Genomic DNA, 12023 nt, shown 5'->3' with positions numbered 1-12023 from the left:
GCTGGTGTAGTACCGTGTCGGGTTCCTCTCCGGCCTACTCGCTCGCTTCGCTCGCTCCTTGAGGCCGGAGGCTCCACTTTGCATTACGCTGAAGACTGAATCCTCGCCCACTGTGAACGGCAGGATTCTCTCGCTGTTTAAAGATGGACGGGATGTATCCAACACACAACCCCTGTTGGAAGAGCATAAATATATTGCAGTCTACATTTGAGACATGCCTGTTGGAGCACGCCTTTCCGTGCGACTCGCCGACTTCGGCCTCCGTTCAATTATCACACATGTTATTATGGGGCTCGGATTTATCGGTGCGGTCGTCTCGGGACTGTTTGTCGAAGGAGAGGTGGGAGTGATCTCCATGGTCGCGTTCATCAGCTTCACTGCAGGGATGTGGATCTGCCAGTCGATCCACTCACTCGGTAACGCCGCGACCGATGAGGAGTATAATGGCGTACTTCGTGAGGTACTCAACCGTGTCTAGCGAACCGGGTATCGATCTTGGTCGGTTCGGTCGCACGTTGGCGCTAATCGGCGCCATAACTGCGGTTTTCTTGTTACTCACCGCCAATCGACTCGAAGGCGATCTCTTCCAAATAGGTGCCGTCGGAATTGGAGCGGTCGCTATGGTCACGGCTATGATTGGCTTTTTAATCGCCGCTGGGAGCGCGTACGATGCGTGAACGACCGTCAGAATCCGCTGTTGGCACTTTGGTTTAGCGTGTCGCTCAAATAGTCGAGGAAGCTGTTATCTGGTGAAAATGTTACAGCTCGATCGAACCAAGAGGGACGGACGACAGCCGACTGTTCCGATCACTTATAGTTCACCGAGGATTGTGTAGAGGAGCCGCACTGGCTCGTTACCCCGGTTTTCGCTGAAATGGTCGACGCCCGCTGGGATGTGTATCAGCGTCTCCGGCCCGACCGTGGACGTCGCACCGTCGACGCCCAAGACGACGGTCCCCGAGAGCACGACCGAGAGTTCGTCGCCGTCGTGGCGCGTGGTGCCCGTCTCAGGGACGCGCTCGCCGGGTTCGATGAGGTAACTTCCCGTTTCGAGCCGCGGATCCTCGAGTCGAACGAGCGGCAACGGCGTTCCGGCGCTGTCGGGCCATTTCTCCGAGAGATCAACGACGTCTACGTGAGTCATCGACGGGCCTCTCGCAGACTCGCGGTGGCTGCATGGTCGACGGTCTGGTCGTCCTCGTTGATGACGACGCCGTACACCTCGCGGGCGATGTCGGCGGTGACGTAGTCGTCGCGGTAGTCGTCCAGCACCCGCTCGGGGTCTCGGTCGAGCGGGTCTCCGTAGCCGCCACCGCTGCTGGTGACGAGACGTGCCGTTTCGCCGTCGGCGAGGTCGTAGGTGGTGACCTTGTTGTGGCGTTCACTGGTACCGTCGGCGGCGACGATCTCGATGTGGTTGCCGTTGCCGTCCTGGCCGCCGTTCACGCCCCACGGTGGATGCTTCGACCGGCCGAACGACGCAGTCAGGAAGGCACCGCTCTCGTTGTACACCGTGTAGTCCTGGACGAGCCCGCTGCCGCCGCGGTACTCGCCGTGACCGGTCTCCTGTGGGGTGTTGAGTCGGAACTGGTCGAACAGGAGTGGGAATCGCGTCTCCATGACTTCCACCGGCATCTCGAGGGTGTCGCCGTCGCCGACGCAGACCAACACGTCCGCGCCGTCGCGTCCGTCGCTCGCGCCCCAACCACCGGGTTGCGGTTCGATGACGAGGAAGTCCTCGTCGTGGCGGTCATCGTGGCCGCCGACGATGGTCGCACACACGCTCATGAAGTGGCCGGCGGCCAGCTTCTCCGGAACGTGCGGCGCGAGCGCCTGCCAGGGCAGGTCGGCCGCCATCGTCGACGACTCCCAGTCCGTCCCGATCGCCGCAGGCTTGGTCGCGTTGAACACCGTCCCTTCGGGCACGGTGAGTTCGAGGGGGGCGAAAAAGCCCTCGTTGGTGTTCGCGTCGGGAAGGGTGAGCGCCTGAAAGAACGCTCTTACCATGCTGGCCGTCGCCGCGTAGGGCGAATTGATGGGGCCGGTCGCCGCTTCGTCGCTCCCGGTGAAATCGACCTCGACCGCATCGTCGGTAATCGTCACGGTGACTTCGACGTGAATTGGCTCGTCGGTGATGCCGTCGTCATCGATAGCGTCGGTTGCCGTATACGTTCCATTCGGCAGCGCCTCGACCTCCTCGCGAACGAGTTGTTCGCCCCACTCAAGGTACTCGACCATCGCCTGGAGGACCGTCGCCTTGCCGTACTTGTCGATGACCTCGCCGACGCGGTCGGCCGCGACGTCCATCGAGGCTTCTTGGGCCTGCATGTCGCCGAGCGTCATCGCCGGCATCCGCGTGTTTGCCTCGATGATGTCGCGCACGTGCTGGTTGATAGCACCGCCTTCGTACAGTTTGACCATTGGGAGCTGCAGCCCTTCCTGGAAGACGCTGGTCGCGTCGGTCGTCCACGACCCCGGGTCTTTCCCACCGATGTCGGTCCAATGCGCCTTCGACGCCGTGAACAGGACGATGTCGTCGCCGGCGAACACCGGAGCGACCATCGCGACGTCGTTCAGATGCGTCCCCCCGGAGTAATCGTTGACCAGCACGACGTCGCCCGGTTCAAACCCGTCCGTGCCGTACTTGTCGACGACGTCCTCGACGCCGTACTTGAGCGTCCCGAGGAACCCCGGAACGCCGTTCGCTTGCGCGACGACGTTCCCGTCGGGGTCGACGAGGCCGCAGGCGTAGTCGAGCGTCTCGTAGATGACGCTTGATTTGGCGGTCCGGCCGAGATTGATGAACATCTCTTCGGCCGCGCTCTGCAGGGCGTTCGCGATCACTTCCCGCGTGAAGGGGTCGATGTCGGTTTCGACGTCTGATGGTGTGGTTTCTGACATGGTTACGCCTCGGTGAGATGGAGGGTACCGTAGTCGTCGACGGTCACGCGCTGATCCGGATGGACGAGCGTCGTACAGGCCGGTTCTTCGACAATCGCCGGGCCGTCGATGGCCGCCTCGACCGGCAGTCGGTCGCGCTCGTAGACGCGCGCGTCGTGTTCGCCGTCCGCGCCGTAATCGACCAGCCGCGTTTCTTTGTGGGCGTCGTCGACGCTGCCGGTTCGATCGACCGGCTCGATGCTTGGCCGCGGGACTGCCGCTGTCGCCGTCAACCGAAGGTTGACGACTTCCGCGGGGTCGTCGAGGTGGAAATTGTACGTCTTCTCGTGCAGTTCGTGGAACCGCTCGAGCGTCGCCGTCATCGTCCGGTCGTCGATCCCGTCGTGGTCGTCCTGCAGGGGCGTGGTGACCGTGTGTTCCTGGCCAGCGTACCGGAGGTCGGCGCTCCGCGCGAGTTCGAGTTCCTCGGGGTCGACTCCTTCGGCATCGAACGCCGCCCGGGCTTGCTCGGTCAACTCGGCGAACCGGTCGTCGACGGTGACGGCCGTGGCGGGACCGAACGCCATCACGTCGGTCCGGACGTAATCTTTCCGTAGGTCGGTCATCAGCATCCCCCACGCGGAGAACTGTCCGGGCGCGCGCGGAACGACGATCTCTTTGACGCCGAGCCGACGACCGAGCGTCGCGGCGTGGAGCGGTCCCGCGCCGCCGCTCGCGACCAGGACGAAATCGCGGGGATCGTGTCCGCGGCGGATGCTCACCTGCTTGAGTGCGTTCGTCATGTTCGAATCGACGACGCGCAGGATGCCGTGTGCGGCCTCGTGTTCGTCGACGCCGAACGCGTCGGCGATTGGTTCGAGTGCGGCGCGCGCCTCGTCGACGTCGAGGGGCATCTCGCCGCCGAGGAAGTACTCCGGATTGAGACGGCCGGTGAGGAGGTTCGCGTCGGTTACGGTGGGGTCGGTCCCGCCGCGTCCGTAACAGGCGGGGCCAGGGTCGGCCCCGGCGCTCTTCGGCCCGACCTTGATCGAGCCACCCTGGTCGATCCAGCCGATGCTGCCGCCGCCGGCGCCGATCTCGATGATGTCGACGACAGGGATTTTGAGCGGATAGCCCTCCCAGTTCGGGGTGCTCTCGAGCCAGTAGTCGGTCTCGATGTCCACCTCGCCGTCCTCGATCAGCGAGGTCTTGGCCGTCGTGCCGCCCATGTCGAAGCTGATGACGTTCCGTTCGCCGATACGGTTGCCGAGGTGTGCGGCGCCGAACACGCCGCCGACCGGCCCGCTCTCGACCATCTCGACCGGCGTTCGTTTGGCGTGTTCGAACCCGCTAGTGCCTGCGTTGCTCTTCATCGCATACTTGCTGGCGGTGAGTCCGCGGTCGTCGAGGCTGCCTTCGAGTGATTCGAGGTAGGCGTCTGCGATTGGGCGGACGTACGAGTTGAGGACCGCGGTGTTCGTGCGCTCGTATTCGCGGTATTCCTGGGTGAGTTCGTGCGACAGGGTGACGTAGGCGTCGGGGTACTCCTCGGCGATGATCGTTTTCGTGCGACGTTCGTGTTCGGGGTTGCTGTAGGCGTTGACGTACGAGACAGCGATGGTGTCGATGCCTGCTTTTTTGATGTCCTCGACTGCGGCGCGGACGTCGGCTTCGTCGAGGTCTGTGAGGACGGAGCCGGCCTGGTCGATTCGTTCGGCAACTTCCCACCGGTGTCGGCGTGGGACGAACGGTTCCGGTTTCTGATACCGGAAGTCGAACATGCCGGGGCGGTTCGCGCGCGTGATGTCGAGGACGTCGCGGAAGCCGTCGGTCGTGATGAGCGCGCAGTCGACGCCGTCGCGTTCGGTGATGGCGTTGATGACGACCGTCGTTCCATGGACGAACTGCTGGGCGTCGGTCGGGTCGAGGCTGCTCTTTTCGAGCGTTTCGAGGACGCCGTCGGCGAAGTCGTCCGGGGTCGTCGACGCTTTGGTGAGTTCGAGCTGGCCGTCGCGGGCAGCGACGAAGTCGGTGAAGGTTCCACCGATGTCGACTGCTACCCGCGCACCATTGTCTGCCATGCTATCCCATGCCAACGAGGGCGAGGTTAAACTTTTCGTAGCCAAAAACGCCGTCTCACGAACTAAACGAACACAGAAGGGAGAAAATCGTAGACAAACATGCGATAACACGAACGAAAAGCACACCGAACTGCCCGAGGAGCGAGCCACCAGTCCCGACGCAACCACGGTCCCACCGTCAGCGCGCCCGCCACGACTTCGACGAATCGTTGAGTCGCTCACAGCCCGCCTCGGTCACTACCACGATATCCTCGATGCGCACGCCGAACTCGTCCGCCACATACACGCCCGGTTCGACGCTGAACGCCATCCCCGGCGCCAGTTCGGTCTCGTTCCCCTCCACGATGTAGGGTGCCTCGTGCACTTCGAGCCCGATTCCGTGGCCGGTTCGATGGAGGAACTGGTCGCCGAACCCCCGCTCCTCGAGCACACCCCGCGCCGCCCGATCGACCGCCTGTGCCTGCACGCCGGGTTCGACAGCGTCGACGCCAGCTTCAAACGCCGCCAGCACGGCCTCGTACGCCTCTTCGAACCCCGCCGGCGGATCACCAGCGAACACTACCGTCCGCGTCTGATCACCGGGATACCCGTCCAACACGCCACCGAAGTCCAGCACGACCGGATCGCCGCGCTCGATCTCGCGGTCGCCGTGCCGATAGTGCGGCTGCGCGCCGTTCGGCCCCGATCCGACGATCGTCTCGAACGACACGTCGTCGGCACCCTCGGCAACCAACCGACGGCGGATTTCGATGGCGAGTTCGCGTTCAGTCATGCCGATAGCGTCCGGTCCGAGCTGGCGAATCACCTCGCTCACCCGGTCCGAGAGACGGGCAGCGTCCCGCAGCCGGCCGAGTTCGTACTCGTCTTTCCGCATCCGCAACGCGTCGAACACCTCACTCGCCAGCCCGAACGATAGCGACGGAAACGCCGACTGGACGTCGAGAGTGAACTGCGCCCACAGCCGGTCGTCGAGCAGGACCGTCCCATCGGCGAGCCCGAAGTCGGCCACGATGTCGGAGACGACCGCCATCGGATCCTCCCCGTCCTGCCACGTCCGGCAGTCCTCGATTTGGGACGCCGCCCGAATCTGGTCGTCGTACATCGCCGGTGCGACGAACGCGGCGTCGTCGCGGGAGACGATAAGGAACAGATGGCGTTCGCTCGGCTCCTCACGGAACCCAGAGACGTAGTAGAGGTTCGGACTCGGAAAGAGCACGACCCCGTCGATCCCTCGGTCGGCGAGACGCTGTCGACACGCCCGAAGCCGTGTCTCGAACAGGGATTCGGCGTCACTCATCGATCCGTCTCCGCAGATTCTCCGTTTCGTCCCGGTCGATTTCGTCCTCGTCGGTCAACGCGACACCGTACTCGGCGCGTGCCGCCTCTCGCGAGACGTACCCGTCGAGGACGTCTTCACGGACCGCCTCCGGGTCGCGCTCGTACGGGTCACCGTAGCCGCCGCCACCGCCCGACCGATTCGAGATGACCTCACCCGGCTGGAACGTCCCGCGGAACATCCCCGCGTACTTGCGGTCGCCTTGGTCTACGTCGTCATCGCCTTCGTCGACGTAGAGGTCGTCGTTGTCGACCAATACCTCCACCCGGTCGTGCCAGTCGTCCGCAAGATCGAGCGCGACGACGTTGCGCGCCCCGGGGTGACCGCCCGCCAGTCCCCATCCCTCCGTCTTCGTTTTCTGGACAATCGAGAGCGCACCGACGGGGTGCGTGAAACGGAAGTCGCGCTGGATGCCGAGCCCACCGCGATGCTTCCCCGCACCCCCAGAGTCTTGGCGCAACGTGAGCCGGTCGAACTCGATGGGAGCTTTGTTCTCGAACACTTCGATGGGGATGTTCCGAACCATCGTCTCGCTCATGTGCATGAGCGCGTTCTGGCCGTCGTGGTCAGCAGACCCACCCCAGCCGACGCCCTCGTTGTTCGCTTCGACGAACTGGCGGCCCGTCTCGGGGTGCTCGCCGTACAGCATGATGTCGCAGACGTCCCCGCCCGAACTCGCCGGCACCTGCTCGGGGAGCGCCTTCGCGAGCGCTTCGTAGATGACGTTGATACCGAGTAGTCCCGGCCAGATGGTGAACGTCGGCGCGGGATACGTCGCGTTGTAGAGGTTGCCCTCCGGAGCGTAGACGTCGAGCGGTTCGTACTGACCGGCGTTCGAGTCCTCGTCAGGCGTCGTCACCGTCTTGAAACACAGCTTCGAGATCGATTGGGTCATCCCGATCGGGATGTTGAGCGGTTCGTCTACCTGGTCGGACGACCCGGAGAAATCCACGGTGAACGAATCCCCGTCGATCGTCACCTCGGCTTCGAGCCGAATGAGGTCGTCTTCCTCGCGGTAGATTCCGTCGGCGTAGTCGACGCCGGTCCACGACCCGTCGGGAAGCGCTCGGACGGCATCGCGCGCCGAACGCTCGCCGTGGGTGATGATCGTCTCGATGCATGATTCGACGACGTCCGTTCCGTACTTCTCGTAGAGTTCCTGGAGGCGAGTTGCGCCCGTTCGGAGCGCCGCGACCTGGGCGTTGAGGTCGCCGATGACTTTGTCAGGAATCCGCGAGTTGAACCGGATGAGGTCGTGGATCTCCTCGTCGGGCTCGCCGTTCTTGTAGACCTTCGTCCCTGGGAAGATCATCCCTTCCTGATGGATGTCGGTCGAATCGAGCACGTACCCGGAGTCTTTCGCGCCGAGGTCCAGCCAGTGGGCGCGACTCGTCGCGTAGCCGATGAGTTCGTCGTCGTAGAAAACGGGCATGAACACGAGCACGTCGAGCGTGTGGGTCGAACTCCAGTACGGATAGTTCACGAGGACGATGTCGCCCGGGTTCAGGTTCTGCTCGCCGACGTGGTCGACGCTCTTGCGGAGGCCGTAGTCGTTCGCGCCGAGGAACACGGGGAGTCCCGGCGAATCCGCGATCAGGTTCGTCTCGGCGTCGTACAGCGAGATGCCGAAGTCGAGGATCTCGTAGATGATGGTGTTGTAGGCGGTCCTGATCAGGGTCCGTTGCATTTCGGTGGCAGCTGAGGTGAGGTATTTGCGCACGACCTCGACGGTCGCGGCGTCCACGGCTGTCTCTGTCACGTCCGCGTCCGGTCCGGTGTCGCTCATTGTTCTGCCTCCTGGTGGATGATGATGTGGCCGTAGTCGTCGACCTTGGCCGTCTGGTCGGAATGGAAGACGACGGTTGTCGTCGGTTCCTGGACGACCGCCGGGCCGTCGATTCGGTCGCCCGGCGCGAACTGGTCGCGGTCGTAGATGTCGAACGACGTTTCGGATTCGCGTGCGAAACAGTACGCCTCCCGGGTGTCAGCCGGTGAGAGGTCACCGCTCGACGATGCGTCGACTGGCTCGAGTGCTGGTTTGTCGTTCTCGCCGATGGCGCGAACGCGGAAGTGGACGACTTGCGGGGGGTCGTCCATGGTGTGGCCGTACCGGCTGTCGTGCTGGCGTTCGAATCGCTCGCCGAGGTCGGCGACTGACTCGAGGTCGTCGGCCGGAACTTCGACGGTGTGTTCCTGGCCGAAGTACCGCATCTCGACGTACCGTTCGAAGCGCTGGCGTTCGGGGTCGTAGCCCTCGGCGTCGAGCGTCTCCGCGGCCTCGGCTTCGAGGTCGGCGAAGATGTCGTCGGCCGCCTGTTCGGCGAGGTCGTCGAGGACGGCGGTGTGTGTCCGTGCGACGTCTGAGACGACGTCGGCCATCAACATTCCCCACGCTGAGAAGACCGACGGAGCGCGCGGAATCATGACTTCTTGGACGCCCATCTCGCGTGCGAGCAAGGGGACGAACATGGAGCCGGCACCGCCGTACGAGAGCATGGTGAAGTCGCGGGGGTCGAGGCCTTTTTCGACGGTTATCTCGCGGATCGCGCCGATGGTGTTCGCGAGCGTCACCTGGAAGATACCTTCGCTTGCGTCGGTCGTGGACGTATCGAGTGGGTCGGCGATCTGGTCACGGATGCCGGCGAGCGCCTCGTCTGCGGAAAGATCCATCTCGCCGCCGAGGAAGTACTCGGGGTCGAGATAGCCGAGTGCGAGCGCGGCGTCGGTCACCGTCGGGTCGGTTCCGCCGCGCCCGTAGCAGATCGGGCCGGGGTCTGCGCCGGCGCTCTGTGGGCCGACTTTGAGGAGGTCACCGTCGAGCCACGCGATGCTGCCGCCGCCGGCCCCGATGGTTCGGATATCGTAGACGGGAATCATCATCGGGACGTGTTCGAGTTCGGCCTCGTACTCGACGGCGGGCGTGCCGTTTTCGACGACGCAGGCGTCGAGGCTGGTGCCGCCCATGTCGACGGCGATGAGGTTATCCCGGTTCGTGGCGTCGCCGACGGAGGCCGCCCCGATCAGCCCGCCTGCTGGTCCCGATAGGATGGTGTGGACGGGCGCAGTTTTCGCGCTGTCGGCCGTGAGCGTTCCCCCGCCCGAGCGGGTGATGAAGAAGGAACCGTCGAACGCTTCGTCGGTGAGGGCGGCGTCGAGGTCGTCGACGTACGATTCGAAGATTGGTTTGATGTAGGCGTCGAGGACGGCCGTGCTCGTGCGTTCGTATTCGCGGTACTCGCGTGTGATGTCACTCGATATCGAGACGCTCCGGTCGGGGTAGGCGTCGCGAATCAGATCCTGTGCGCGGGTTTCGTGGGCTGGATTGCGGTAGGAGTGGAGGAACGTGACGGCGATGGCGTCGACGCTGTGGTCGTCGAAGAGGTGGTCTGCGGCGTCGAGGACGGCTTGTTCGTCGAGCTGTTCTTTGACGTCGCCGTCGGCGTCGATTCGTCCGGGGACGCCGACGGTTCGCCGCCGCGGAACCAATAGTTCGGGTTTCTCGTACTGGATGTCGTACATCGCGTCGCGTGCGACGTTCGTTCGGCCGATTTCGTGGATGTCTCGGAATCCTTCGTTCGTGATGATGCCGGTTTTCGCGCCGTTCCGTTCGAGAAGCGCGTTGATGCCGAGGGTGGTTCCGTGGACGAACGCTTCCGTCTCGGGGATGGTGGCGTCGACTTTATCGATCGAATCGAGGACGCCGTCCGTCGGCGCGTTTGGCGTGGTCGGTGCTTTTTCGAGTGCGATGTCGGTCGTCTCGCGGTCGTAGGTGATGGCGTCGACGAACGTGCCGCCAATATCGACCGCCAGTCGTTCCGTCATGTGGTATCATACCCCGCACTAGTGACTTCGTCGACGTATATAAAGTTGAGTTCCTACCTCGCTCCGCTTCGGCGAAAGGAACCGATTCGGGGAATAGACCATAACAATTCGGTCGTGAATAGCTTAATAAATAGCCGAATCATCCGCCATTAACTTACTATTTTCAACGTCCTGGGTGGTACTGGTGCAAAGAAATAAATAATCATTCATCGAAGGAGATTGTGGTATGCCACCCCAAACCAAGGGTGACTGGGAGAGACGAAAGTTCCTCAAGACAAGCGGCGCAGTGGGGGCGGCGACGCTATTCAGTGGGCACGTAGGAGCATACGGCTCGAACGACACGAACACACTCGCACAGCAATCCGACCAATCGGGTACCGACCTCGTGTACGCGACCATCGTCGCACCGAGTTCCATCGACCCAATGAAGTCCGGCGACGAACTCGAAGGCATCATCAGCCACACGCTGTACGATGGCCTCGCAGGCTACAGCAACTCCTTCCCGCCGGAAGTCGAACCAGGACTCGCACAAGACTGGCAAGTCAGCGACGACGGCAAAACCTACACACTCAACCTCCAAGACGACGCACAATTCCACAACGGCGACCCCGTCACGGCAGAAGACGTCGTCTTCTCAGTCGAGCGGATGATGCGAATGCAACGCGGCCCATCCTGGATGTGGGACGGCGTCCTCACCCCGGATAGCGCCACCGCCGTCGACGAAACGACGGTAGAACTCTCGCTCCAGAAGGTGTATGCGCCGTTCGTCTCCACACTCCCCTGGATGTTCGTCGTGAACCGAAATCAGGTCACGGCCAACGAGCAGGACGGTGATTTTGGCGACCACGGCGACTACGGCACGCAATGGCTCGAGCAGAACGACGCCGGAAGTGGCCCCTACTCGCTGCAAAATCATCAAACGGGCCAGCGCATCGTCATGAACAAACACGGCGACTGGTGGGGACAGTGGCCCGATGGGAACACCTACGAACGCGTCGTCGCCCAACTCCAGATGGAGGTGTCGACGATAACCGGGATGATGAGTAACGGCCAAGCGGACATGACCGACGGCTGGCTCTCGGTTGACACCTACCAACAGCTGGGTAACAACTCGAACATCTCGGTGAGCACCGAAGTGACGTTCGCGCCATTCTTCGTGTTCATGAACACCCAGGTCGAACCGCTGGACGATATCAACGTCAGGAAAGCGCTCGCGTACGCGTTGGACTACGACACGGCGCTCAGCGACGTCTTCGTCGGTGCCGAGAAGATGGTCGGCCCGCTGCCATCGGCGATGCAGTACTCCACCGACGACATTCCGTCGTACACCCAGAACATGGAGCAGGCGCGCCAGCAACTCCAGCAGTCCGACTACAACCCGAACGATATCTCGGTTACGTACACGTACGTGTCGGGGCTCACCACCGAGCGGAACCTCGGACTGCTGATGCAGTCGAACTACAATCCCCTCGACATCGACTTCGAGGTCAGGAAAGCTCCGTGGACGAGTATCGTCTCGCAGTCGTCGAACATCCAGTCGTCGCCACAGATGTTCCCCTTGTGGAGCCTCATCCAGTACGCGGACCCGGATGCTCTCCTATACAACATGTGGCACAGCAGCAACACGAACACGTACAACAACGGCTCGAAGTACGAGAACGACCAGGTCGACGAACTGCTCACACAAGCACGAACCACGCTCGACGATCAGACGCGCGAGCAAGCCTACACGGAGGTTCAGCAGATTCTCGCCGAGGATGCAGCTGCCTTGTTCGTCTGTAATGACGTCTCACGATGGGCGTTCAACAACCGGGTGAACGGCTTCACGAACAACGGCATCAACGGCTACACGCACCAGTTCGAACGCTACACGGAGAGTCAGTAGCTCGCCACCGCCCCCTTCC

Annotated in this window: 8 protein-coding genes; 2 read left to right on the top strand and 6 right to left on the bottom strand. The window is 62.9% G+C overall.

What is annotated here, in order from left to right; translation table 11 throughout:
• Positions 1-238 precede the first annotated feature (238 nt).
• Complete coding sequence (locus ACRYA2_RS25100) at positions 239-478, top strand: hypothetical protein (protein ID WP_433634266.1); 240 nt, start codon at positions 239-241, stop codon at positions 476-478.
• A gap of 333 nt (positions 479-811) precedes the next feature.
• On the opposite strand, the gene ACRYA2_RS25095 is transcribed toward ACRYA2_RS25100, so the two are convergent.
• The 6 genes from ACRYA2_RS25095 to ACRYA2_RS25070 all read right to left on the bottom strand — a co-directional run bounded on the left by ACRYA2_RS25095 (position 812) and on the right by ACRYA2_RS25070 (position 10119).
• Complete coding sequence (locus ACRYA2_RS25095) at positions 812-1144, bottom strand: cupin domain-containing protein (RefSeq protein WP_433634264.1); 333 nt, start codon at positions 1142-1144, stop codon at positions 812-814.
• A complete protein-coding gene (locus ACRYA2_RS25090; protein ID WP_433634262.1) occupies positions 1141-2901 on the bottom strand; it encodes a hydantoinase B/oxoprolinase family protein in 1761 nt (586 codons plus the stop codon). Before ACRYA2_RS25090 ends, ACRYA2_RS25095 begins: the two co-directional genes overlap by 4 nt.
• 2 nt (positions 2902-2903) lie before the next feature.
• On the bottom strand, positions 2904-4961 hold the full coding sequence (locus ACRYA2_RS25085) for a hydantoinase/oxoprolinase family protein (protein WP_433634260.1): 2058 nt from the start codon (positions 4959-4961) through the stop codon (positions 2904-2906).
• Positions 4962-5139: 178 nt separating this feature from the next.
• The gene (locus tag ACRYA2_RS25080; RefSeq protein ID WP_433634257.1) at positions 5140-6258 is read right to left on the bottom strand and encodes a M24 family metallopeptidase; all 1119 of its coding nucleotides are present in this window, start codon (positions 6256-6258) and stop codon (positions 5140-5142) included.
• A complete protein-coding gene (locus tag ACRYA2_RS25075) occupies positions 6251-8083 on the bottom strand; it encodes a hydantoinase B/oxoprolinase family protein (RefSeq protein WP_433634254.1) in 1833 nt (610 codons plus the stop codon). The genes ACRYA2_RS25080 and ACRYA2_RS25075 overlap by 8 nt, the downstream gene beginning before the upstream one ends.
• Entirely contained in the window at positions 8080-10119 is a 2040-nt protein-coding gene (locus ACRYA2_RS25070; RefSeq protein WP_433634251.1) for a hydantoinase/oxoprolinase family protein, read from the bottom strand. Before ACRYA2_RS25070 ends, ACRYA2_RS25075 begins: the two co-directional genes overlap by 4 nt.
• A gap of 226 nt (positions 10120-10345) precedes the next feature.
• On the opposite strand from ACRYA2_RS25070, the gene ACRYA2_RS25065 reads away from it, so the two are divergent.
• Positions 10346-12004 carry an ABC transporter substrate-binding protein gene (locus ACRYA2_RS25065; protein ID WP_433634249.1) on the top strand — a complete coding sequence of 553 codons (1659 nt, stop codon included), beginning with the start codon at positions 10346-10348 and terminating at the stop codon, positions 12002-12004.
• Positions 12005-12023: the final 19 nt, after the last annotated feature.

Source organism: Halomicrococcus pelagicus (assembly GCF_050954125.1).
Note: the sequence above shows the minus strand (reverse complement) of the source record. Positions and strands in the feature narration are given on the sequence as shown.